Annotated in this window: 18 protein-coding genes; 11 read left to right on the forward strand and 7 right to left on the reverse strand. The window is 32.8% G+C overall.

Features of this window, described 5'->3' with window-relative positions:
* The first annotated feature begins 145 nt into the window (after positions 1 to 145).
* Together dnaB and ACKGJY_RS08790 are read left to right on the forward strand one after the other, a co-directional pair.
* On the forward strand, positions 146 to 1,687 hold the full coding sequence (gene dnaB, locus ACKGJY_RS08785) for a replicative DNA helicase (protein ID WP_413973508.1): 1,542 nt from the start codon (positions 146 to 148) through the stop codon (positions 1,685 to 1,687).
* 122 nt (positions 1,688 to 1,809) lie between these two features.
* Positions 1,810 to 2,994 carry an asparagine synthetase B gene (locus ACKGJY_RS08790; RefSeq protein ID WP_413973752.1) on the forward strand — a complete coding sequence of 395 codons (1,185 nt, stop codon included), beginning with the start codon at positions 1,810 to 1,812 and terminating at the stop codon, positions 2,992 to 2,994.
* Here ACKGJY_RS08790 and ACKGJY_RS08795 read toward each other — a convergent pair.
* Together ACKGJY_RS08795 and ACKGJY_RS08800 are read right to left on the reverse strand one after the other, a co-directional pair.
* Positions 2,991 to 3,455 carry a hypothetical protein gene (locus ACKGJY_RS08795; protein WP_413973509.1) on the reverse strand — a complete coding sequence of 155 codons (465 nt, stop codon included), beginning with the start codon at positions 3,453 to 3,455 and terminating at the stop codon, positions 2,991 to 2,993. The two genes, ACKGJY_RS08790 and ACKGJY_RS08795, sit on opposite strands and share 4 nt — an antisense overlap.
* 69 nt (positions 3,456 to 3,524) lie before the next feature.
* On the reverse strand, positions 3,525 to 4,346 hold the full coding sequence (locus tag ACKGJY_RS08800) for an HAD family hydrolase (RefSeq protein ID WP_413973510.1): 822 nt from the start codon (positions 4,344 to 4,346) through the stop codon (positions 3,525 to 3,527).
* Between the two features lie 193 nt (positions 4,347 to 4,539).
* Between ACKGJY_RS08800 and ACKGJY_RS08805 the strand changes: the two genes are divergently transcribed.
* From ACKGJY_RS08805 to ACKGJY_RS08845, 9 genes are all read left to right on the forward strand, one after another.
* Positions 4,540 to 4,986 carry a hypothetical protein gene (locus tag ACKGJY_RS08805; protein WP_413973511.1) on the forward strand — a complete coding sequence of 149 codons (447 nt, stop codon included), beginning with the start codon at positions 4,540 to 4,542 and terminating at the stop codon, positions 4,984 to 4,986.
* Positions 4,987 to 5,250: 264 nt separating this feature from the next.
* Positions 5,251 to 6,570, forward strand: a complete 1,320-nt coding sequence (locus ACKGJY_RS08810; protein WP_413973512.1) for a hypothetical protein — start codon at positions 5,251 to 5,253, stop codon at positions 6,568 to 6,570.
* Positions 6,571 to 6,669: 99 nt separating this feature from the next.
* Entirely contained in the window at positions 6,670 to 8,112 is a 1,443-nt protein-coding gene (locus tag ACKGJY_RS08815) for a gliding motility-associated C-terminal domain-containing protein (RefSeq protein WP_413973513.1), read from the forward strand.
* Between the two features lies 1 nt (position 8,113).
* A complete protein-coding gene (locus tag ACKGJY_RS08820) occupies positions 8,114 to 10,876 on the forward strand; it encodes a PorP/SprF family type IX secretion system membrane protein (RefSeq protein ID WP_413973514.1) in 2,763 nt (920 codons plus the stop codon).
* 69 nt (positions 10,877 to 10,945) lie between these two features.
* On the forward strand, positions 10,946 to 19,192 hold the full coding sequence (locus ACKGJY_RS08825) for a T9SS type B sorting domain-containing protein (RefSeq protein WP_413973515.1): 8,247 nt from the start codon (positions 10,946 to 10,948) through the stop codon (positions 19,190 to 19,192).
* Between the two features lie 13 nt (positions 19,193 to 19,205).
* Entirely contained in the window at positions 19,206 to 20,210 is a 1,005-nt protein-coding gene (locus ACKGJY_RS08830; RefSeq protein WP_413973516.1) for a type IX secretion system membrane protein PorP/SprF, read from the forward strand.
* A 75-nt stretch (positions 20,211 to 20,285) separates the two neighbouring features.
* Positions 20,286 to 20,564 (forward strand): EF-hand domain-containing protein, encoded by a 279-nt coding sequence (locus ACKGJY_RS08835; RefSeq protein ID WP_413973517.1) that lies wholly within the window; start codon positions 20,286 to 20,288, stop codon positions 20,562 to 20,564.
* Positions 20,565 to 20,643: 79 nt separating this feature from the next.
* Positions 20,644 to 21,066 carry a secondary thiamine-phosphate synthase enzyme YjbQ gene (locus ACKGJY_RS08840; protein ID WP_413973518.1) on the forward strand — a complete coding sequence of 141 codons (423 nt, stop codon included), beginning with the start codon at positions 20,644 to 20,646 and terminating at the stop codon, positions 21,064 to 21,066.
* Between the two features lie 12 nt (positions 21,067 to 21,078).
* Positions 21,079 to 22,158, forward strand: coding sequence for an adenylate/guanylate cyclase domain-containing protein (locus ACKGJY_RS08845; RefSeq protein WP_413973519.1), 1,080 nt, complete (start codon positions 21,079 to 21,081; stop codon positions 22,156 to 22,158).
* A 281-nt stretch (positions 22,159 to 22,439) separates the two neighbouring features.
* Here the strand turns inward: ACKGJY_RS08845 and rplT are convergent, their stop codons facing one another.
* From rplT to ACKGJY_RS08870, 5 genes are all read right to left on the reverse strand, one after another.
* Positions 22,440 to 22,784 carry a 50S ribosomal protein L20 gene (gene rplT / locus ACKGJY_RS08850; protein ID WP_042246846.1) on the reverse strand — a complete coding sequence of 115 codons (345 nt, stop codon included), beginning with the start codon at positions 22,782 to 22,784 and terminating at the stop codon, positions 22,440 to 22,442.
* Between the two features lie 102 nt (positions 22,785 to 22,886).
* The gene (rpmI, locus tag ACKGJY_RS08855) at positions 22,887 to 23,084 is read right to left on the reverse strand and encodes a 50S ribosomal protein L35 (protein ID WP_215925145.1); all 198 of its coding nucleotides are present in this window, start codon (positions 23,082 to 23,084) and stop codon (positions 22,887 to 22,889) included.
* 90 nt (positions 23,085 to 23,174) lie between these two features.
* Complete coding sequence (gene infC / locus ACKGJY_RS08860) at positions 23,175 to 23,684, reverse strand: translation initiation factor IF-3 (protein WP_413973753.1); 510 nt, start codon at positions 23,682 to 23,684, stop codon at positions 23,175 to 23,177.
* A 70-nt stretch (positions 23,685 to 23,754) separates the two neighbouring features.
* Positions 23,755 to 25,689 (reverse strand): threonine--tRNA ligase, encoded by a 1,935-nt coding sequence (thrS, locus tag ACKGJY_RS08865; protein ID WP_413973520.1) that lies wholly within the window; start codon positions 25,687 to 25,689, stop codon positions 23,755 to 23,757.
* 363 nt (positions 25,690 to 26,052) lie between these two features.
* Complete coding sequence (locus ACKGJY_RS08870; RefSeq protein WP_413973521.1) at positions 26,053 to 26,787, reverse strand: sensor histidine kinase; 735 nt, start codon at positions 26,785 to 26,787, stop codon at positions 26,053 to 26,055.
* Between the last annotated feature and the right edge of the window lie 9 nt (positions 26,788 to 26,796).

Genomic DNA, 26,796 nt, shown 5'->3' on the forward strand with positions numbered 1-26,796 from the left:
AAAAATCTGAAGTGAAAACTTCAGTTTTTTTTTGTGGTTATTCACAATATAATTTAGTTATCAACAGTTGTTTTGTTAATACTGCGTGTACAATCAAAACACATATTTTTAAAATCACACACATTATTTATATACTTTCGTAGGGATGAAACAACCTAACCAAATATCGGGATATAAAGTAGATAAGAGTACATTAATCAATCTTGAGAAAGGGAAGATACCACCACAAGCTACTGATTTAGAAGAAGTTGTGTTAGGTGCTATGATGATTGATAAAAAAGGTGTAGATGAGGTTATTGATATTTTAAGTCCTGATGCATTTTATAAAGAGGCGCATCAACTCATTTTCGAAGCCATTTTTCAGTTGTTTGAAGGTAGTGAGCCTGTAGACTTATTAACCGTTTCTACACAGTTAAAGAAAAATGCAAAATTAGAAATGGTAGGCGGCGATTTTTACCTTATTTCTTTAACTCAAAAAGTAGCTTCATCTGCGCATATTGAGTTTCATGCACGTATCATCCTTCAAAAATTTATTCAACGTAGTTTAATAAAAATTTCAAACGAAATTATTGAAGATTCTTATGATGAAACTAAGGATGTTTTTGATTTATTAGACAAAGCAGAATCTAAATTATACGAAGTTACTCAAGGCAATATTAAAAAATCTAGTGAAACTGCTCAAGAATTAGTTATACAAGCTAAAAAGAAAATTGAGGAGATTTCTAATAAAGAAGGTTTAAGTGGTATCCCCACTGGGCTACATAAACTTGATAAGCTAACCTCTGGTTGGCAACCATCAGATTTGATTATTGTAGCAGCCCGACCTGGTATGGGTAAAACGGCGCTAACACTTTCTATGGCACGAAATATTGCGGTAGATCAAAAAGTTCCAGTAGCATTTTTCTCTTTAGAGATGGCTTCTGTACAATTAATTACGCGTTTAATTTCTAGCGAAACAGGCTTGTCATCTGAAAAATTAAGAACAGGTAAACTTGAAAAGCACGAATGGGAACAACTTAACGTAAAGGTTAAAGATTTAGAAAAAGCTCCACTGTTTATTGATGATACACCTTCGCTTTCTATTTTTGATTTAAGAGCAAAAGCACGTCGTTTATCATCACAGCATGGTATAAAACTGATAATGATTGATTACTTACAGTTAATGACTGGTGGTAGTAGTCATGCAGGGAATCGTGAACAGGAAATTTCTATGATATCTAGAAACCTTAAAGCATTAGCTAAAGAATTAAATGTACCTGTAATAGCTTTATCGCAGTTGTCACGTGCGGTAGAAACACGTGGCGGCAGTAAAAGACCTTTATTATCAGATTTACGTGAATCTGGAGCCATAGAGCAAGATGCAGATATTGTAAGTTTTATTTATAGACCAGAGTATTATAAAATTGATGAGTGGGATGATGAAGAGCGATCACCAACTGAAGGACAAGCAGAATTTATTATAGCAAAACATAGAAATGGTGGCTTGGAAAATATTCGTCTGAAATTTATTGGGCATTTAGGTAAGTTTGATAATCTTGATGATTTCGATTCTCCGTTTGAATTTCATAGTAAAATGAATGCTGCAGCTAATGATGATACTTTTAAAGCTGACAACTTTACTGCTAGTCCAGATCAAGCTTTTGGTAGTTCGTTTAACGAAGAGGATGATAACGATGTACCTTTTTAACATTTGATTAATTATTAAGCCTGATTTTTTTATTTATCTTTCACACAATGAAAAAGTCCCTAATATTTATTGTTTTATTATTTCTCAGTGTAAAATCCTATGCCTCTTACATCCTTGTACCTATGGATGTTGACGGTCAAAAAAACCATTTAAAGGCCTATGGCATTACATTTTGGACTTTAGAAAAACAACTTAAAGTTAAATGGCTACTTAATTATAGAGGTGGTGCTTTCTTACTGCCAGATACCGAAGCTATACAACAAGAATGTCAAATTAGAGGTGTATCTTTTGAAGTGATATCTAATGCGAAAGCAGAGAGTATTCTAGAAGAAATTGCTAGCCCTAGTATGAATATGGAAGCTGTAGTTTTGGAAAAAGCACCAAAAGTAGCTGTATATACACCAAAAGGCAAGTTACCCTGGGATGATGCTGTAACTATGGTATTAAAATATGCCGAAATCCCTTATGAAACTATTTATGATGAAGAAGTTTTAAACGATGGACTATTACTCTTCGATTGGTTGCATTTACATCATGAAGATTTTACAGGCCAGTATGGTAAATTTTATGGCATGTACCGATCTTCATCATGGTATATTCAAGAAAAAAAAGAGGCGGAAGCTTTGGCAACTAAACTAGGCTACGCTAAAGTATCAGATGCAAAACTTGATGTTGCACTTAAAATACGAAACTATGTTTTAGGTGGCGGATTTATGTTTGCCATGTGTAGCGCTACAGATAGTTTTGATATTGCACTTGCTGCCGAAGGCGTTGATATCTGTGAGCCCATGTTTGATGGTGATGGTAGTGATCCAGCGTATCAAAATAAAATTGACTTTAATAAAACATTTGCTTTTACTAATTTTTTACTGGAAAGAAGTCCTAAAATATATGAGTTTTCATCTTTAGATACGACACGTAAACGCGCAATTTCTAAAACAGCAGATTATTTTTCTTTAATGGAATTTTCAGCAAAATGGGATCCTATTCCAACCATGCTATGCCAAAATCATACAGCTTTAGTTAAAGGATTTATGGGGCAAACTACAGCATTTACCAGAGACGAGGTGAAATCTAATGTATTGGTTTTAGGAGAAAATAAGACCAACGGAGAAGCTAAATATATTCATGGTATTAAAGGCAAAGGCTTTTTTACATTCTATGGTGGCCATGATCCTGAAGATTATCAACACCGCGTGGGAGACCCGAAAACAGAACTTGATTTACACCCTACCTCACCAGGCTACCGTTTAATTTTAAATAATGTTTTGTTTCCTGCTGCCAAAAAGAAAAAGCAAAAAACTTAATTGACAATAATTACCTTTCTTTTAAACGTATACACAAAACCATCTGATCCTATATTTCCTCTGGATGTAATATTTGTATTGAGTACTAAATCATCATCAGTAGGTGTTAGTACACCAGCAAACTCATCGCCATTAACAAATAATATGGATTGCGCATCATAAACGGGGATAGAAACAGAGTATACACCCGTATCAAATGCGTCCTCTAATGTGTCATCGGTATTATTATTTTGTATTTCAATTGATCCACTACCTACAGAATCTACATTAAAAACCCATATAATAGTATCCATATCATAATCAATATCTACACCTACAAAACCTCCAGATACATTAATTAAATGCCACTGAAAAATCTGTGCTGTCTCTTGCTTAAAATCTTGGGTATTATCATTACTATCTACACTACATCCAAAACATAAAAACAGAAAGGTAATTGGTATTAAAAACTTAATTTTCATATTAAAAACACGTTTTTGTATATAATAGATGGTAAAAATAAACAAAGGTTGCGTTCTATATTATAAAACTTAAAATTTGTTTATTAATTTTTCCTTTTCAAATATAACTTCTTCAAGTATTTTTTCTACACCTAAATTATTATTGCTTTTGGTTTCAAATCTTGCTGTGGCTTTTACTAGCGGATGCGCATTTTCCATGGCATAACTAAAATAGGCATTTTCTAACATTTCTAAATCATTATTGTAATCCCCAAAAGCCATAGTTTCTTGATAACTAATATTGTATGTGTCTTGTATATGTTTTATGGCGCTACCTTTATTAGCAGAATTTTCAGAAATGTCTACCCAATGTGTCGCTGAAAGCTTCACCTTAAAATCACTTTCAAGTTCCTTGATTGTTGGATAAATATACTTCTCAGAACTTTCTTCATGAAATAGAGCAACTTTATAAACGTCTTCTGTAATAACTTCAGGATTATCAATAATCTCATAATTTTTATAATACTCAGAAAGTAAGTTTAATAGAGGTGTAGAATTGCTCATTACATACGCTTTATGCCGCGTACAAAAAACAGGATGCGCATTATCAATAGTACTTATTAAGTTTATAATTTTTTTAAGATTGCTCTTTTCAATTGGGTTAGATATAAATATCGTGTTGTTTTCTAGAGCTAAACCTCCATTTTCGGCAACAACAATAATATCATCTTTAATAACTTCTAATTTATCAATCATTCCATAATAAGGTCTGCCACTTGCGGCAACAAAAATTATATTATGTTCTTGTAGTTTTTTAAACAGTTTAAAGAATAATGTGCTAATCTCGTGTTTAGAGTTTAGCAAAGTGCCATCCATATCTGTTGCAATTAATTTTATTTTAGCTAACTCCATATGTTGTAAATATAATTATAAAAAAACGTTGTTTTTTAGTATACGGTGTAAATTTATTTTTGAATAGAATTGTGATATATAAAAGACTAAAACACACTAAGTTGCAAAAGAATACATTAATAAAAATCGATTAAATGATTGTTTTTTACGTTAAATTACATAAATTAGCATTTTAAACCTCAAAATCTACCTCATGAAAACGAAATTAATTTTTCTTAGTTTTTCTTTTTTACTAATATCAAGTATTTGTTTTTCTCAAAAACGAAAAGACCCTAAAAGTATTATTAGCGATGATGTAGCCATAAAAAAATACCATAGTAAGGATGAATTAGACAGGTTGCCAAAAGGCGATTTACTAGTACTTTATGTAGAAAGAATAGAAAGCTTGGTAAAATTGATGCCATATATTGCATTTGCAACTAAACCCGGTGTTACTATGTCTACTTTGGGTATCCCAAACGATGGTGATAATAGAAAAGCACTTGATGATCAGTTTGATGCAACCGATAAATTTCTAGAAAGTACTTCAGAATTTCAAAAACGTATACTTCCATACTCAGATACAGATAACCTAGTATCTGCTATTATTTTTTATGAGGAAACTTTAAAAGCGCTTCACCAGTATAGCGAATTTCATTAAAAATAGTTTAGTTTGATAAAGAAAATTCTTTAGTATTCGACTTCTTCGTTATACGCTATCCTCTTTTTATAATTCACAAATATGTAGTGTTATTCTATATTAATGTGTTTTGTCAGTTAAAAATGTATTTCATCGATTTTTAAGTGTTAAATCTGTCATTATTAATGTATTTTATCGAAATAATTGGTATTTCGTGGATTATTCTATTAATTTTGATTAGCTTGAATAGACAGCGTTTTATTCCTAATAGAAAATAAAAGAATAATGAAAAATAGTACTCAAATAATTTTAACACTTTTAATCACTTTTAGTGGCTTTGCGCAACAAGAAAAGGGAATAGTGGGAGACATTAATTGGTTGAATAATTGGACTGAATTTAAATCTAATGAAATTGATTATGGAGAACCAACCCAAATCTTGGCAGGAAGTATTACAGAAGATACAACTTTAAGTAAAGGAGAAGTATATTTACTTTTAGGTAGCGTTTTTGTAGCTCCAGAGGTAACTTTAACAATAGAGTCTGGTACAGTTATATTTGGAGATTATAAAACTAATGGATCTTTAACCATTGCACGTAATGCCCGTATTATCGCAAAAGGAAAAGCAACAGACCCTATTATCTTTACTTCAAATAGAAGCGTTAGAAAAGCTGGTGATTGGGGAGGTATTATAATACTTGGTGGCGCTCCAATAAACAAATACGGATCGGGTTCTGTAGCATCTTTTCATCCAAAAATTAAGCCTGTCGATTATGCTAATACAAATTATGGTGGTGAAAATACTGATGATTTTTCTGGTGAGTTAAAGTATGTGCGTATAGAATATGCAGGTAAAAGAATTTCACAAGATACTTATTTTAATGGTTTATTATTGGCCAGTATTGGTACAAGTACAGTTTTAGAACACGTTATGGTAAGCCATTGTGGAGAAGATGGATTTGAAGTATGGGGTGGTAATGTTTCTTTAAATAATGTAATATCCTACCGCTCTAAGGGTACAGATTTTAAATTTAATTATGGTACTACCTCAGTTATTTTTAATTCTCTTGCAGTTCGTTCTCCATACGCATCAAATGGTAGTGGCGATAAATGTCTTGAAGTACTATCTTATATAAATAAAGAGGAAATTGACTTCTCTAAAAATAAAACAGAAGTAAAGGCAAGTAATTTAACTTTTTTAAACATAAGTAATGATTTAGAATCTGCAATAAAAATGAATTTAGTACACGAAGGTATTTATGTAGGAGAAAACACAAATTTAAATATTTCTAAAAGTGTAATATCTGGTTTTAACCCTGCTGTAATTTTAGATGAAAATATCTTAATTAATCAAAATAATTTAGATAAAATTAGTTTTAAGGAAATGTATTTTAACAATTGCAATGGTAATATTTTTACAGAAAATAATACTAATAATGATGATTTAGAAAATTATTACGGTAATAGGTCATTTTTCAATGTGTATTCTAAAAGTAGTAATGCTGAAACATTTATAGCTTCAAATAGTTTTAAGAAGCCTGATTTTAGATTAAGAATTAATAAAATTATTGCATCAAATATTGATAGAGATGCATTAGACGATTAAATAATAAATAAAGATAAAACTAACTCTAGGTGTAATTTTATTCATTATAAAATAACAGTGATTTTCTCCTAGAGGTTTTATTAAATAATAGTACTCTGTATGAGGAATTTTACTAGTGTTAACATTCTTGTTTTTACCTTAGCGTTGATACCATCAACGCTTTTGGCACAAGTAGTTATTAGTAAGCCTAATTTAGGATTTACCCAAGCATGTGCAAGTGCATCTTTCAATACTTATAATGTTACATTTTCTTTTTCTCCCGAAAGTGGTTTAGAAAACACAAATACATTTATTATAGAAATGTCTGATGCTAATGGTAGTTTTTCTAACGCAACAGTAGTTTTTACATCAAATGCAGGAAGCGTTGTAACATCTCCTGCTACATTAAATTTTGCAATTCCTACCGAAACTTTCGGAGAAGGTTATAAAGTTAGAATAAAAAGTACTGCACCAGCTGTAACAAGTAGTGCATCCAATCAATTTGCAGCGTATTATAAAATTCAAGATAGTCCTTTTACCATCAACAATTTAATAGAAACAGCTGTGTATTGCGCAGGAGGAAGTTATTTACTTACAATTGACAATCCTGGCGATGCAGCAAACGATTCTCCTTTACAGTATTCAAATTTAATTTTTAATTGGTTTAAGGAAACAAGCCCAACCACATCTCAATTGGTGACTACTGGCGATAGTTTAGCAGTAAACACTCCAGGTACTTATTTTGTTGAAACGAATTACGGAAGTTGTACGTCAAATTCATTTTCAAATAGAGTAGCTGTTAGTGAAGCATCTTATGGGTCAGCAGTAGCATCAATTAATTCTAGTTTAGGAAATCCTTATTGTTCTGGAAACGGTCCTACAACGCTAAGTGCTATCAACGGTTTAGCTTACCAGTGGTTTAAGGATGGAGAAACGATTGAAGGCGCTACAAATCAAATGTATCAAACTAATGAAGCAGGACTATATAATGTGACTATAGATTTAGACAACTGTACAGCTTCAGCATCTATAGATTTAGTGACTACTGATTTTACAAGCGAAATTGATGTTGATGAAACTAATATACTAGAATCTGGGGAATCGTTATTTGTAAACGTAACAACAACAGCAGTTAATCCAGAATTTCAATGGTATTTAAATGAAGTGCTAATTGCAGGCGCTAATCAAGATACGTTTGAAGTTTTACAACAAGGTAATTATAAAGTAAAAATTAGTCAAACTCAAGGATGTAATGCGTCGCAGGATATCAGTTTTAGCGTTTCCGAACCTTTTCCAGATGTGGCTAAAATTCCAAATGTTATTACACCTAACGGCGATGGAATTAATGATACTTGGGTTATTCCTCAAGCTTTTGTAAGTGGAACAAATACTCAGGTTACATTAATAAACATACAGGGTAAAGTTGTATTTGATACTTCAGAATATCAAAATAATTGGCCACAAAACGAATTAGATTTTAAAGATGTAAACCTAGTTTACTATTATATTATAAAAACACCAAATCAACAGGTTAAAAAAGGATCTATTACGGTTCTAAATTAAAATGAATAAATATCTATTATATATGTTTCTAGTGTTATGTACCATTCAACAATTCTACTCTCAAGAGAGTAACGGTATTGTTGCTTTGGCATTACCTGTTAGAAACTCTCTAAAATTTAATAGATATGCTGTTCATCCTACATTTAGTTTTGTGAGAGAACAAAATAAATATATAAGCTTTACCAATAAAAGGCAGTGGGCACAATTTAATGACGCTCCAGAAGCTTATCTATTTAGTTATACGGGACGTTTTTCTGAGAATATTGGAGCTGGTTTAGGTGTGTTTCAACAAAACTTTGGAGTTCTTACCACTTTTGGTGGTATGGCAAATTTTGCCTACAACGTCAGCTTTAGTAGAGAGAATAATTTAACTTTTGGATTAAATATTGGCGCTTACCAAAGTGGCTTAAACCAAGGTAGAGTAGTTGTTAATACACCAGATCCTTCTTTACAAAACGTGCCATCAAATTTCTTATTATCTATTAATCCAGGTATAAATTATGGTACTACTTTTTTTGATTTAGGCGTAAGTATAAATAATTTGGTAAGCTATAATGTAACTAACAATCAGATAATTGAAGATAATCCAGAACAAGCACTACAAGCACATGTAATGTATACGGGTTATATGGACTCTCGTGGTTTTTTTGATGAGAGTAAATTTACCACATTAATTAGGAGTGAATTTAAAAAAGACCAAACTGTAATTTCAGGTGTAGCTATGGTAAATGTACCAAAGGGTATTTGGGCTCAAGTAGGATACAATTCGCTTTATGGCGCATCGGCTGGTTTGGGTGTTAATGTTACTAATACTATTGCTGTTGAGTATAACTATGAGCAATCTATAAGTCATTTTTCTGAATTTGGAAGTTCTCATGAAATTACTTTGGCATACCGTTTCAATAAAAATAGGAGCTATAATTATGGAGATGAAGATGAAGAACAATCAGTATTTAATACTAATAAAAGGCGTGTTAAGCGAAATAACTTAACAGATGACGATAGAGCTAGGATAGCAGAAAGAAGAGCTGAATTGGCAACAAAACGAAAAGCAGAGGCGGAAAAAGAAGAGAAAGTAATATCTGAAATTTCAACCCAAAAAAATGAAATAGAGAGTGTTAAAAAAGAACTAAAGCAAGATAAAGCACCAAAATTAGAAATAGGAAACGTTGACAAGCAAACTGAAATAACAGCAGAAGAAGCCCGTGAAAGGGAAGAAGAACGCCTGAAACTAGAGGCAGAGGAAAAAGCAAAAATAGAAGAAGCCAAAATAGCAGAGTTAAAAGCTATAAAAAAAGCTAAAGAAGAGGAAGAAAAACAAAAAGCAATACAACTTGAAATAGCTAAAGAACAAAAAAGAATAGCAGCGCAAGCTAAGGAAGAAGCTCGTGAAAAGGAAGAAAAACGTATTAAACTAGAGGCAGAGGAAAAAGCAAAAATAGAAGAAGCCAAAATAGCAGCGTTAAAAGCTATTAAAAAAGCTAAAGAAGAAAAAGAAACACAAAAAGCAATACAACTTAAAATAGTTGAAGAACAAAAAAGAATATCAGCTCAAACTAAAATAAAAATCGAGGAAGCGGCACGAAAAAAAGAAGAAGAAAAACGTTTAAAATTTGAGGCTGAATTAAAGGTAAAAAAAGCTGGTGACAAAGCAGAAATTGAGAAACAGCAAGCAGCAGAAGATGAGCGATTACGATTAGTAGCCAAAGCAGAGGCAGAGAAAAAGCTAGAGTTAGAGCTAGAAAATAAACTTACTGAAGCTCAAAACCGAAAAGAAGTAGAAGCACTAAAAAAAGAAGCATTAACTAATGTAAAACAAGTTAATACTAATGATAACCTTGAAGTAGAAAATGAAGCAGAAAATGAGGTAGGAGAAGAGGAACCTGTAGCAGATGATGAAGCATCTAATGCTATGAGAACACTACTTAGTGCTACTAATAGTGCTAAGAAAGCTCAAAATGAATTAATAAAGCGATTATCAACAAAGGTTGACGTTAAACAAAAAGATTTAGACGATTTAAAAGAAGAAAACGATTTAAGTGAACAAGGCATTTACTTAGCTCCTAAACCATTTAAAAGTCTATCGGCTGAAAATGCAGAAATAGAAAACTTGAAAAATGAAATAGAAAAAGCAGAAAAAGAACAAGAAATTAAAATGATTCAACTTGAAGCTATTCTAATAAAACGAAAAAGAAAATTTAAAAAGGATAAAAAAGGAATAAATGCATTTTACTTTAATGCACTAGAAGAATTAAAGACAGATCAACTTAAAATTAAAAGTGGTAAAGAGAATTTAATTTCAAATTTAAAAGGGATTAAAACTGCTACAGATTTTGAAAGAAAAAGAAGAATTCGTCGTGCAGCTTATGATAATCAACAGGATAGATATAATAAAGATAAAGCAGCATTAGAAAGAATTAGAAAATTTACAGATAAGGTTACCACACCTTTAAAGGAAGAAGATTTTGATTTTGGCGAGGAGCAAACAAAAAATATTCAAATTATTAAAAATGTAATAAATGAGGAGTCGGGTTACTACATGGTTATAGCAGTACATAACAGTGTAGAGAAACGTGACGAATTTGTATCAAAAGTTATAGCTTCAGGAGAAAGGGACGTCAACTTTTTCTTTGATGTAAAAACAAATAAATATTTTATTTACTCTAAAATGTTTGATTCTATTAGTCAAGCAAAAAACGCACTAGATAAAAAAGGTGATAAACCATATAACAGTAAAATGTCTCTTATAAAAATAAATAATTAGAAGAAGAAAATAAATAGATTGCTATTTCTCTCAACCCCAAAATGAATTGAAATAGAAAAACTAACAACCATGAAAACACCTACTTATGTAATTAACTGTATTACAGTACTATTGCTCTTAATGAGCATGCAGTTAGTTGCGCAAAATTTAGTTCCCTTTTCACCAAGATACGATCAGGCTATTAAAGGTGATATGCTTTTAATAGGTAACAGTAATGTTGGGTTGCATGTTACAAACCCATACAATGGAAATGATACAAATGATAGAGTAGATGCTGCGGTTTATGTTGATGTAGACGGCGACCCTACAACATTTAATTCTAGTACAGCTAATTTAAATGTACCTAGTGATACCGATTGTTACCGTATTGTATATGCTGGTTTGTATTGGAGTGCAGTTGTTAATGGCGATGAACCTATCTCTGATATTAAATTTAGAACTCCAGGAAACCCCTATCAAGATATTACAGGGACACAACTATATTTTCAAGATGCTGCTAACAACCGCAGCTCTAACACATATGTGTATTTTCATGATGTAACCGATATGCTTACAGCATTGCCAAATCCTGAAGGTACTTATGGTGTTGCAAATATATCGTCTCTAGTTGGTCCAAAACCTAACGCTGAAGGGTTATCAGCAGGGTGGTCACTTTTCGTAATTTATGAAGATCCGTTATTACCCAGTAAATATATTACATCGTTTGATGGTTTTACAAAAATAACAAGTACTATAAATGAGACATTTGATGTTTCGGGTTTTGAAACAATTCCGGTAGGTCCTGTACGTGCAAAATTTGCATTTAGTACCATAGAAGGAGATAGACGTTATACTGGCGATTATTTAGAGTTAAATAGTACTATAATTGATGCCACTGATAATTCAGGTACGGTAATACGTCCTGGGAATAACTTTTTTAATAGTACAGTTTCCACAATTAATCCTACTACAAACACCTCTGAATTGTTTTTTGATAGAAATCCAGCAGGTACAAATACACTTGGTTTTGATGCAGGAATTATAAATATTCCTAATGCAGGTAATTCTATTATTGGCAATGGTGATACTACTGCAGAAATAAGTTTGGGCAGTAATTTAGATATCTACTATTATTATTTTAGTGCATTTGCAATTGAAATTATTGCACCAAACATAGTACTTACTAAAATTGTTGAAGATCCGTCTGGAACAAATATAGAAGGGCAGGAAGTAGATTTAGGTGATGAATTAAACTATGTTATTGGGTTTCAAAATACAGGAAATGATGATGCAAGACCTCCTGTGGGAGAAACAGGAATTGTAGTTAGAGACATACTTCCAATTAATATTGTATTCGATTATCCAGCAGATATTGTGTCTTTACCATCTGGTGTAACAGTAAAAAGTTATGATCCTGTAACACGAGAAATAATTTTTTTAATAGATGAATCTCTCGTTGAGGAAAATGATCCTGTACAAGATATTCGTTTTAGAGTAACTGTAGTATCAGATTGTAGTTTATTAACTGACGCCTGCTCTAACATAATTAGTAATCAGGCTTATGTAACTTACAGAGGTACTATAAATGATACGTTTGAAATCTCCGATGATCCAAGTTATAATAGCAATACAGGATGTTTAATTACACCTAGAGCTACAAACTTTTTAGGAAATTTAAATTGTACGTTCGATGAAAATGTTGTGCTTTGTGGAGATTCAACAGTATTAACTGCTGGTAACGGTTACGATTCTTACACGTGGTCTACAAGTCCTACTGGAACACCAGTTATTGGTACAGAGCAATCTCTTACAGTAACAGCAACAGGAACATATTATGTTTATAATGCCGCAGTAGCACCTTGCCAATCTATAACTCAGCAATTTGATGTTGTATTATTTGGTGCAAATGTTACTAATCCAGTAATTCCTTTTGCTGATGAGGTGGTGGTGTGCCCTAACGACGGTAAAGAACTACCAAATATATTCTTGTGTGGTGCTAACGATGCTAAATTTATACAAACAAATATCACAGATACTTCTTCGATGATTTGGGAGGTATTAAATGAATCGAGTTGTACTGCAGTTTTAAATCAAGATTGTGCAAACGAGAGTGATACCTGTTTATGGAATCAAGTAGCTACAGGTCCAAATTATACTGCTGATACTGCAGGACAATACCGATTAACATTAAATTATGAAGGCGGTTGTTTTAATCAATTTTATTTTAATGTATACGAGAATTTATTAATACCTACAGTAGCATCAAGAGATATTGTTTGTACAACACCCGGAGAGATTGTTGTGGGAGGCGTTCCAAGCGGATACGAATACAGTATAGACGGAATAAACTATCAAGCTAGTAATACGTTTTCAGTTACAACATCAGGAATTTATTCTGTATACGTTAGGCAAGTAGGTGTAACACCAAATCCATGTATTTTTACAGTGCCTGATGTTCAAATTAGAGAACGAGATTTTGTAGTTCAAACTACAATAACGCAACCATTATGTTATGGTGAATTAGGTAACGTAATAATAGCTGCAAATGATGCGCGACCGCAATATTTCTTTTCCATATATAATGGTGCTACATTAGTAAATAGTGTTGGTCCTGTTATAGATGATAACTATACATTCGAAAATCTAAACCCAGGGACATATACTGTTAATGTTTCCACAGAGGATGGATGTGTTTTTTCGGGAGATATTGAAATTATAGCACCAATATTATTAGAAGCAACTTCAGCATTAACAAAACCACTAACATGTACAAATGGTGAAATTACAGTATATCCAACTGGTGGAACTGCACCATATTATTATTTTGTTAATGGGGCAACTACCTTCCAAAGCACACCAATAATAGATGTTCCAACCGCAGGAACGTATACTATTAGAGTTGTAGATTTTAATAATTGTGAAGCTGAAACCACAATTGATGTTGAAGCAATTCCAGCACCAGATTTTACGGTAAATCAAACAAATATTTTATGTGCTGATGCTTTAGATAGTGGCACAATAACAATAAACGTATCCAACCCAAATGGTAATACATTGCGTTATAGTATTGATAACGGGACAACATATCATAATTCACCCAACTTTACAAACGTAACCGCAGGTGATTATACTATTATAGTAGAATATTCATCTGGAGTAGATGTATGTACTACTGCACCACAAACTATTACTATTACAACGGCTACTGCAATTAATGGTACAGTGGCGCTTACTACACCGTTTACCTGTACTTCTAATGGTGAAATTACAGTATCAGCAGTAACAGGAGGCACAGCACCATACCAATATAGTATTGATGGTGTAAACTTTCAATCAGGAACTACATTTACAGGGTTAACCGATGGTACATATACGGTTACAGTTATAGACGATAATATATGTACGTTTATAGCTGCTCCAATAACTGTTGCAACGCTAAACCCTCCAACTGATTTAAACTTTAGCAGTACACCAATAACATGTCCATCAAGCACATCTGATGTTGCCCTAACAGTTACCCAAGGTGTAGCGCCTTTAGAATATCAAATTATTGCGCCGTCAGGTTCAATAACACCATATCAAACATCAAATATTTTTACAGGATTAGTTCCAGAAACATACACATTTCAAGTTCGCGATGCTAATACATGTACTTATACTGAAACTTATACAATAAATCCACTGCCATCTCTAACTTTAGGAGCTGTAATTACTAAAAATTTAGATTGTACAGTTGCACCAGATGGAAGTATTGAAGGTACAATATCAGGAGGTGTTGCACCATTTACATATGCAGTTTCAGTAAATGGTGGTAGTTATACAAACCTTGGTGCTACAGGTACAACGTTTACTTATCCGGTGCCAATAGATGGTACATATCAGTTTCAAATTACCGATGTTAATAATTGTACTGCAGAGTCCTCAGTACAAACTGTAAATGCAGTTTCATTACCTGAAATAATTTCAGTAGTTCAAACTCAAGATATTTTATGTAATGGTGGTGCAACTGGTGCTATTGATATTACTATTAATTCAGCCGTTGGTACACCTCCATTCATTATCAATGTAAATAATGATACAACAACTACAAACTATGGTACGCAAACATCTGGATTACCTGCTGGTAATTATACCATTACTTTAACAGATGCAAATTCATGTACAGATACGGCAACAATAACTATTGCAGAACCTACACCAATAAATATTATACATTCATCTTTACCAATTACTTGTGATGTTTCAGGTGGTGGTACTTCGCAAGGCTCTGTAATAGTGCAAAGTGTTACTGGAGGAACAGCACCTTATAATTATTATGTAACAGGTACTAATGGCTATGCTGCTTCAGAATTGAATACCTCAGGTACAACATCAACTACTTTTGATGTTGTAGATTTTGGTTTGTATCAAATTAATGTCGTAGATGCTAATGGTTGTTCTGTATTAGTTCAAGATGTATTAGTAGCATCGCCACCAAATGATTTAGATATTGCCATAAATGCAGTGGTTGATTGTGTTACTGGAGGAGAAGTTACAGTAAGTGTTAGTACTACTTTGGCTAGTAGCGGACCTTTTTATTTCGATATTTATAGAGGCGTTATTCCGCCACCACCACCAGGAGGAACTTGGGTGTTACAAGACAATCCTGTAGTTACAAACCCTAGTACAACATTCACAGGGTTATTACCAGGTGTTACTTATACATTTATCGTTTATGATAGTGATACAGGTTGTAGTTATTATGAAACTGCTACAGCATCCATACCTACAAATTCAACATTAACAGCCTCTGCAGTAACGTCTAATAATATTACTTGTGTAGGAAGTGCCGATGGTAATGTGTCATTTACCGTAAATAGTAGTTATGGTGTTTCAACTAATGTGGACTACGAAATATTTAACTCATTATCACTTATTTCAACTGGTGTAACAGCATCTAGTATCGTACCAGCAGGTGGAAACTTACCAGTTTCTAATTTAGGACCATTACCTTTTGGAACATATTTTGTTTTAATAACTGAAACTAGCGGGCCAAATGTAGGGTGTGGTGTGGTAACTATACCATTTAATATTACAGAATCTGCAATAGATTTAAGTATAACTGCAACGGTTGATAGAAACGCAAATTGTAATTCAAACTCTGGATTAATAAGTGCTATTGCTAGAGATGGAACACCACCTTATAGTTATCAAATTACAACAACAAATACGGCACCTTTAGCTATAGATCCTTCATGGGTTTCCACAAATACATTTAATGCTGATACAAATACATATTATGTTCATGTAAAGGATGCTTATGATTGTATTCAAACAACCACAGCTTTGGTGCTTCCTCAAGATCCCGAGCCAGTAATCGATGCAATTGTAAATAATCAATGTACAGTTGCAGAAGGTGATTTTGAAATTGATGTTACTTTAGTTACCGCAGGAATTGCTCCTTATAGCTACAGTATTGATGGTAGCACATTTCAAACTAAAACGGCACCATTTAATGTTTCTAGTTTAGCTTCAGGAACACATACAATAGAAATTCAAGATGCTAATGGTTGTGGTAACTTAGTAACTGTAGATATTGCACCACCAGTTACTATCACACCTAGTGTTACGTCATTACCAACTTGTAATAATGATGACGGACAAATTACTATAAACGGTACAGGTGGCACAGGAGTATATACGTATACTATTAGTCCTAACCCAGCTGGCGTTAGTTTAAGCGGGAATGTGTTTTCTGGAGTACCTTCTGGAAGTTATACAGTAACAATTACAGATGCGAATACTTGTTTTGTAGAAGTTGAAGTTGTGTTACCAGAGGCAATACCGCCAACAGTGACTACAACACCAAATGCGGTAACTTGTTTTGGTGATAATACAGGAAGTTTTGAAATTAATATCAGTGGATATTCAGGATCATACACTTATGAAGTTTTTGATAGTGCCTCGGTATCAGTCTCAGGTATTATAAATGCAAATACGTCAACAAATCCAGAGTTAGTTTCTGGAATATCAGCTGGTAATTATAGTGTATTAATCACGCAAACTGCAAGTCCGTTTTGTGTAACAACTTCAAACGTTATTATTCAATCCCCACCAGAAGCACTCAGTGTAATAGCTTCTGAAACTTCAAACGTAACATGTGATAATGATAGGGGTACTATTACAGCGATTGCAAGCGGAGGTTATGGTAATTATGAATACGAATTAACAGGTGCCGCACTAATACCGTATTCAGCCAATGGTACATTTCCTAATTTAGAAGCTGGTGTTTATACAGTTAATGTTCGCGATTCAGGCGGCTGTATTGCGTCTGATAACGTTACGCTTAGTATTCCAAATCCAATAGATGCTACAATTTCTGCTAGTACAACACAATTATCGTGTTTTGGAGATACTAATGCAACTATTACGGTAACTAATACTTCAGGCGGACAAGGTTCAAATTACACCTATACATTAAACCAAATTACGCCAACACCATCAGTTTCAGGACCGCAAACGTCTACTATTTTTAATAATTTGGGTGCAGGAACCTACAGTATAACAGTTAACGATGGGTATAATTGTGAATTTAATACGCCAGATATTGTAATTAATCAACCTACAGAAGTTCAAGCAACTTTAGTAAAAGCTTCATCTCAAACCTGTATAACAGAATCAACATTAACTTTAAGTGCATCAGGTGGAAACGGACCGTATACTTACAGTGCAGATAGTAATTTTACAACGGTTATTGGTACGTTTACATCATCTACAACATTCTCAGTACCTGCGGGCATATATCAATATTACGTTAAAGATGTCAATAATTGTACTACTAGGGTTTCAAATCAAATTACAATTGATGCTTTACCAAATCTAACAATTAATGTAGATGCAATGAATGCTACTATTAATTGTACTGGAGATACAACAGGTGTTATCATTGCTGAAGCCGAAGGTGGATTGGGTAATTATATATATACACTTCAAGACACTTCTGGAAATACAATTTCAGCTATACAAAATAGTCCAGGTGTATTTACAGAACTGCCTGCAGGAAATTATCAAGTAAGAGTAGAAAGTGGAGATTGTTTAGAAACCTCTGTGGTAATACCAATTACCGAACCTTCATTACAATTAGAAGTTACATTTGATACTACAGATGTAACCTGTACTGGAGAAAATAATGGCTCCATTGAAATTCTTGCAACAGGAGGAACAGGTGATATTAAATATGCCATATCCCCGCAATTAAATCAATTTTTTGATGAACCAATTTTTGAAGATTTAAACCCAGGAACCTATCAAGCTGTAGTGCAAGACGAATTAGGATGTTTTGTAATTATAGATTTTGATATTAACGAACCCGCTCCAGTATTTTTAACTGTAGTACCAAATTCCATGATGCCAGAATTGTGCTCTGGAGAATCAAACGGGTCTTTTAGTATAGATATTTCTGGAGGAAGTTTACCTTACAGTGTGAGTTTAGACGACTACGATGGGCCTTATACAACAGGAGCAAACACACAAACATTGTTTGATTTTACAGATTTAGAAGGAGGGAATCACGTAGTATATATAAGAGATGATGAAGGTTGTGAAGTAGAATTTGAGATTGATTTCCCTGAGGCTATTGATATAAACCCGCAATTAGTCATCGATTACGGATGTGTGGATAATGCGTCTACCAATGAAGTTATAGTAACCTTAGAATCTGACAATGTGAACCCCACAGATCTAGAATATGCTTTAGATGGTGGTGCATACCAATCAAATAACATATTTACTAATATAGTTGCAGGTTTAGATCATTATATAGATGTAAAACATTCAAGTGGCTGTGTAAAGCGTACTGTTTCTTTTGATATTGATGACTACCAACCTTTGGCCTTGGTACTTTCAGAAAGCGGACTTAATGAAATTGAAGCAACTGTAACAGGTGGTACTGGAAATTATGAATATTTCTTAAATGGCGCATCTAACGGTAATATTAATACGTTCAACATTTTTGAATCTGGAACGTATACTGTAACTGTTGTAGATACTAACGGATGTCAAGTTGAAGCTTCAATTCCAATAGAGTTTATTGATATATGTATACCAAACTATTTTACTCCTAATGGTGATGGTACTCTTGATTTATGGGGTATAGGTTGTGCCAATCAATATGACGATTTAACCTTTGATATTTTTGATAGATATGGGCGAAAAATAGCAACACTAAATGTTAACGAAAAATGGGATGGAAGATACAAAGGAGAAGAGCTACCTACTGGAGATTATTGGTATGTAGTTAAGTTGAATGATAGCCAAAACGATAAAGAGTTCGTTGGGCATTTTACCTTATACAGATAAAATGGAAAAGACGATGAAGCACGCTATAAAAAATATAACAATTAAAGGTTTAACAAAACTGTGTTTAATTTTACTTTCAGTACAAAGTTACGGGCAAGAGCTAAACTTACCAGTATTTACGCAGTATTTGGCAGATAATAACTTTGTGGTATCTCCAACATATGCTGGTATTGGTGATAATTTAAAAATAAGAGCTAACGGTCTTACACAGTGGGTTGGTATAAAGGGCGCACCAGATAATCAATCTATTTATGGGGATGTTCGTATCGCAGACCGAACAGGTGTAGGGTTATCAGTTTACAATGATAGAAACGGTAATACTATCCAAACTGGTGCAAAATTTTCATTTGCACATCATTTAACTATAGATTATTACTCAAAACAATACTTATCTTTCGGAATATCTTATAACATTAATAATTTTAGAATTGATATTAATAATTTCAACACAACTTATGAAAACCCTACAATTGATCCTTTTGTAACAGATGATAGAAGAACATCAAATAATAATTTTGATGTAGGCGCATTGTACCGTTTTGATAAGTTTTGGCTAAGTTTTAATGCCAATAATATTCTACCTAAAAACTTTGATGAGTTTGTAAGACAAAAAGAGCCTAATTTGCTTTTAAATTATCAAATATATTCAGGGTATACTTTTAAGGGGCCTAAAAAAAGTGGTTTAGAATATGAGCCTTCTGTGTTTTATCAATTATTTGGAAGCGATAAACGATCGGCCACCGATTTAAACTTTAAATTTAGAAAATATAACCGTTATGGCGATTATTACTGGGCAGGATTATCATATCGTTTTTTAAACGATCAACTTTTAAAACCGCTAAATATCGGCCCAATGGTTGGTTTTCAAAAGAATATATTTTACTTCGGTTATGCATACCAAATTACTACCAATGAGTTGGCAGCATACAACTCTGGAACTCACGTTGTAACCATAGGGCTTAACTTTTTACAAGGTATCAGTAATTGCCCTTGTACACAAGATCCTGTGCACGATTAGTCATGTTTTTTACGATTGCTAATATAGATTGATTTCTTTTTCTTAAATTGATATTACCAATCTAAAACTATAAATATGGCATCTAAAAAAACAATTATTAAAAAAATACAAATTGTACTGACTAAACATTTTGAAACACCACACGATGCTTTTAATTTTTTCGATAAAAATGGTAACGGAAAATTATCTAAAGCCGAAGTAGTTCGTCTTTTAAAAGAGGCAGACATTAATGGTTTTATTCGCGGTATAGTAGGGTCTAAACTAATAGAGGGTTATGATAAAGATGGTGATGGTAAAATTGATTGGAAAGAATTTAAAACAGCAATTGCTGAAATGGCAAAAGATATTAAGTAACTGGTTTAAATCAAAAAATAATAGTCTCACAAAAAATAGAAATCTACCAATAGTATATATTGAATTTATTGATTAAAACATGAAATGTTTTCAAAAAGAAATACAACTAAAACCACATAAAAGAGGCTTTCATTTAATTACTGACGTTGTATTAAATACCATTCCTGAATTAAACGAAATTAAAACAGGGCAACTACAAGTATTTATAAAACACACTTCGGCGAGTTTGACTATAAACGAAAATGCAGACTATACCGTAAGAACCGATTTTGAAAGTCACTTTAACAAAATGGTGCCTGAAAATGCGCCTTACTATCAGCATACTTATGAAGGTTCTGATGATATGCCAGCACATATTAAAGCTTCGCTCTTAGGTGCCTCTATACAAATACCTATTACCAACGGAAAATTAAATTTAGGCATATGGCAAGGTATTTATTTATGTGAGCATAGAAACCACGCTGGTGGAAGAAAATTAGTAATTACCGCTTTTGGTATCTAAATTAGTTATACAATGCTCACTAGAAAGTTTCTGTTTTCCATTCTGAAATCAATAGTATTCTGGATGTTAGCCTTTCTTATTTTTATTTTTATTAAATATAATGGTATTGAGGCAGAACTAAAAGTGTATACAGATGATGATTTACAACTTCCCATCCGAGCATTTTATGAATACGGAATATTACTTGGTATTGTTATAGGTGTGTGTTATGGTATTATTGAATTTCTTTTTGAAACATATTTTAGCGAAAATTTAATTTTAGGAGTTAATATTATAGTAAAGTCTATCATATACTTTGCACTCATTATAGTTTTACTTAGTGTGTTTTCTTTTTTTATTGAAAGACAAATTGATATCGATTTACCAAACGAAATAGGGTGGTGGCACCAAGATCCTTTCTTTTGGACAACAATTATTTATTTTATACTCACATCAATTATCTTTTCTTTAATTAAGATTGGTAATGATAAGTTTGGACCAGGCGTATTTTTAAATATGATTTTGGGTACGTATAAAAAGCCTAAAGAAGAATCTCGTATTTTGATGTTTTTAGATTTGAAGGATTCTACTAAAATTGCCGAAAGTTTAGGCCATGAAACGTATAGTAAATTTATTCAAGATTGTTTTACAGATCTAAATAGTGTATTACAAAAACATGAAGCAGATATATATCAATACGTTGGTGACGAGGCAGTATTAAGCTGGACAACCAAAAAGGGTTTTCGTAAAAATAATTGTGTGAATTTGTTTTTTGCATTTAAGCGTAAACTGATGAAACGGCAAAGGCATTATGAACAAGAATATAATATAACGCCCCAATTTAAAGCTGGTCTCCATTTTGGTAAATTAATGATTGCTGAGGTTGGTACGGTTAAAAAAGAGCTGGCATATCATGGTGATGTTATAAATACAGCATCTAGAATTCAAGGCTTGTGTAATACGTTTAATGCTGAATTATTGGTGTCTAAACCTTTTTTGGATAGCTCCTTAATTACATTAAAATACAAAGCCAATTTATTAGGCGATTTAGAGTTACGAGGAAAAAAAGAGAAACTAGCAGTGTATAAAGTGCTGCAAGTTAAGGGCAAATAATAAAGATGGCAGGTAGTTCGTTAGAGATTTTAGCTTTTCAACTAAGCTGAGGATAAAATCCATTCTTTTTATGTATAGATTGAATTTTATTTAACAGACTATTTTTGATTTTTTTATTTATTTAATGAGATACTAAAAATAAGTTTACCAAAAGAAAAATATTGAGGAAAGCTAGACTGGAAGATAGTAGACTAATACCAAAAAACGTATAAAAAAATCCGATTCAAACGAATCGGATTTTTTATTAAGCGAATAATATGTTTTACAATAGGCAAAGTGCCTTATTTTACTTTATCAATAACAGCTTTAAAAGCTTCAGGGTTATTCATTGCTAAATCTGCAAGAACTTTACGGTTCAATTCGATATTGTTAGCTTTAAGTTTCCCCATAAATTGAGAATAAGATAAACCGTGTTCTCTAGCTCCTGCGTTAATACGCGTAATCCAAAGTGCGCGGAATGTTCTTTTTTTGTTTCTACGGTCTCTATACGAGTATTGCATCGCTTTATCAACCGCATTTTTTGCTACTGTCCAAACGTTTTTACGACGTCCAAAGTAACCTTTTGCTTGTTTAAGCACCTTTTTTCTTCTGGCTCTTTTAGCTACAGAATTTACTGATCTTGGCATAATTTTAATGTGTTTTGTAGCGGGCGTTCTAAACTAATTTTAGAATCTTTTTATTGGCCACACTCCAGGGTTTGTAAATTGTTTTAACCTATTAAAATAATATTACTTTAAACGTAACATTGTTTTAATGTTATCCTCATCTGCTTTATGTACTAAACCATCATGGGTTAACTTAAGCTTTCGCTTTTTAGACTTCTTTGTTAAGATGTGACTCTTAAAAGCGTGCTTTCTTTTAATTTTACCGGTACCCGTTAACTTAAAACGTTTTTTGGCACTAGATTTTGTTTTCATTTTAGGCATTTCTTTTCCTAGGTTTTAATTATTGCGCTTAATATTGTTTGTTATACTTATGTTGTTTCAGTATATACAGTATTATTATTGAAATGTAAACTACTTTTTAGGAGCAATAAACATTGTCATTCGTTTTCCTTCTAGTCTTGGCATTTGTTCTACTTTACCAAGTTCTTCTAAATCTTGAGCCAGACGTAATAATAATATTTGTCCTTGCTCTTTAAATATAATGGAGCGACCTTTAAAAAATACAAAAGCTTTAAGCTTTGCACCATCTTTTAAAAACTTCTCTGCATGTTTCTTTTTAAACTCGTAGTCATGATCATCGGTTTGTGGTCCAAACCTAATTTCTTTAACTACAACTTTAGAAGCTTTAGCTTTTAAAGCTTTTTCACGTTTCTTCTGTTCGTAAAGAAACTTTTTATAGTCCATAACTTTACAAACAGGCGGATCTGCTTTTGGTGAAATCTCAACGAGGTCTAGGCCTAATTCATCGGCTAGCCTTAGGGCATCACCTTTCGTATAAATACCTACCTCTAGGTTATCTCCAACTAAACGCAATTTTTGCGCTGTAATTTTTGAATTGATCTTGTGTTTGTCTTCTTGGATAACCCTTCTATTGGGTTGTCTTCTTCTTCTAATTGCTATGGCTATATATGTTTTTAATTAAACTTTTTATTTAGAACGATTTTAACGTTTTTCTTATGTCTTCTTTTATAATGTCGGCAAAGGCTTCAATAGAAATCATTCCTAAGTCTTCGCCTCCATGCTTACGCACAGTTATTTTGCCTTCTTTTTCTTCTTGTTCACCTATGATAAGCATGTAAGGGTGTTTTTGCATTTCGGCTTCCCTAATTTTTTTGCCTATTGTTTCATTTCTGTGATCTACAAGAGCGCGAATTTCGTGATTTTCAAGCAAATTTAAAACTTTTTCAGAATATATTTCATATTTCTCGCTAAGAGATAAAATTTTAGCTTGCACAGGCATTAACCAAAGAGGGAAGTTTCCACCAGTATGCTCCAATAATAATGCCACAAAACGTTCCATACTACCAAAAGGCGCACGGTGTATCATTACAGGTCGGTGTAGCTCGTTATCACTACCTTTATAGGTTAATTCAAAGCGCTCAGGTAAGTTATAATCTACCTGTATGGTGCCTAATTGCCAACGCCTTCCTAAAGCATCTTTTACCATAAAATCTAGCTTAGGGCCGTAAAAAGCCGCTTCACCTGTTTCTATAACATAATCTAAGCCTTTATCTTCAGCAGCATTAATTATAGCTTGTTCTGCTTTTTCCCAGTTAGCAACATCACCTATATATTTATCAGGATTTTCAGGATCTCTTACAGAAACTTGAGCTGTAAAATTTTCAAAACCTAAAGAACCAAAAACATAAAGCACTAAATCAATTACATTTTTAAATTCTTCATCTAACTGTTCTGGTGTACAAAACAAATGTGCATCATCTTGAGTAAAGCCTCTTACACGCGTTAATCCATGTAACTCACCACTTTGTTCATATCTATATACGGTACCAAATTCAGCATAACGTACAGGTAAATCTTTGTAACTCCATTGAAAATTATTGTAAACCTCACAGTGGTGCGGACAATTCATAGGTTTCAGCAAAAATTCCTCATCTTCCTTAGGAGTGGTAATTGGTTGAAAACTATCTTCACCATACTTAGCGTAGTGGCCAGAAGTTACATATAATTCTTTCTGTCCAATATGCGGCGTTACCACCATTTCGTAACCTGCTTTTTTTTGTGCAGCCTTCAAGAAATTTTCTAAACGTTCACGTAATGCAGCACCCTTAGGTAACCATAAAGGTAAACCCTGTCCCACCTTTTGCGAAAACGTAAATAATTCTAATTCTTTTCCAAGCTTTCTATGGTCACGTTTTTTTGCTTCTTCCAGTAGCTGTAAATACTCAGTAAGTTCTTTTTGTTTAGGAAAAGAAACCCCGTAAATACGTGTTAGCTGTGGTTTGTTTTCATCACCGCGCCAGTAAGCGCCAGCAGCACTCATCACTTTTACAGCTTTTATAATACCTGTATTTGGTATATGTCCACCACGGCATAAATCGGTAAAGGTGCTATGGTCACAAAACGTAATTGTACCATCTTCAAGGTTTTCTATCAACTCAGTTTTAAACGCATTATCTTTATATAAATCAAGGGCATCTGCTTTAGTAACAGCTCGCATTTTAAAATCATGTTTTCCCCGTGCTATCTCTAACATTTTAGTTTCAATAGATTTAAAATCCTTTTCAGAAACAGAATGTTCTCCAAAATCAACATCATAATAAAATCCATTTTCAATAGCAGGACCAATAGTTAGTTTCGCCTCAGGATACAATTCCTCAAGTGCTTGGGCCAAAACGTGTGCCGAAGAATGCCAAAACGCCTGCTTCCCTTCATCATCTCTCCAAGTATATAAAACCAAAGCACCATCGGTGGTCAAAGGTGTTACCGTTTCAACAGTCGTACCATTAAAACTAGCCGAAATCACGTTTCTAGCCAAACCTTCGCTAATGCTTTTAGCAACATCTATTGGTGTAGAGTTCTTCTCAAACTCCTTCACACTCCCGTCGGGTAATGTAATCTGTATCATCAAATAAAATTAAAAATAGGCTGCAAAGATAATATATAAAAAAATCCATACAATATAATATCCATATAATATAGCAACTACTAGTTTTAGCTTATTGGGAATTCAGGTTTTTTTTGGGGAACAGTATTGTAGCGTTGAATATACAAGCAAAGTTTAAGTTCTCAATACTTCAACACATAATAGTATTAGAGATTTTAGTCATGTAGGTTTTGTTGCGCTATAGTTTAGGGGTTTATTTGCCAATACTATATGTGATGATTTTGGGTTATTTTTTGTTATAAGTTCAGATGGTTTTAATTTTTTTTGAAAATCTATAAAAGTACTAATTCAGCTTTGTAAAATTTATTTTTTTAATACTAGGAATTATTTTTTAATATAAAACTTAAAAGTACTGCCTACGTTAACTTGAGAAGTTAATGTAATATCGCCACCTAATGCTTTTACCATAGATTTTACTGTAAAAAGACCAATACCAGAGGCATTATTACCAAAAACATCTTTTAAATTAGAAACGCTGAATAAACCAAATATCTTTTTTATATCCTCTTCTTTAATACCCATTCCATTATCGTTTACTGAAAAGTGATAATGAGATGTGGTTTCTTCAAAATCTAATACTACTTTAGGGTTTCTATTATTATTATACTTAAAAGCGTTGTCCACCAAATTATGTAGAATTTGGGTAAGTGCTGATTTTTTTACTTGTTTCAATTTAGCGTTAGTAACTAAAACAAAATTCCTTTTTTTTAAATTTTGAATGCTTGTAATATGATTATATATAGATTTTAACGAAACATCTTCACTAACATTTTCTACTGAATTACTAGCTTTGTAATGCTTTAATGCGCCATCTATATATTGTCTCAATGATGTTGCAGATTCGTTTATTAAGTCTAAATATTCTTTAGAATCTTCTGTTAATTTATCTTCATTTTCATACTTTAAAAAATCGGTTAAACTACTTATGTTAGCTAACGGCGATTTTAAATCATGAGAGACTTGACCAGAAAATTTCTCTAAAAATTTATTTTGTGTTTCAAGATGTTTGGTTGCAGATGCTAATTTTTTATTGTTTTTTCTAAGATCAAATAAGTTCATTACTTGTTT

Source organism: Hyunsoonleella sp. 2307UL5-6 (assembly GCF_047345485.1).
GTDB lineage: Bacteria > Bacteroidota > Bacteroidia > Flavobacteriales > Flavobacteriaceae > Jejuia.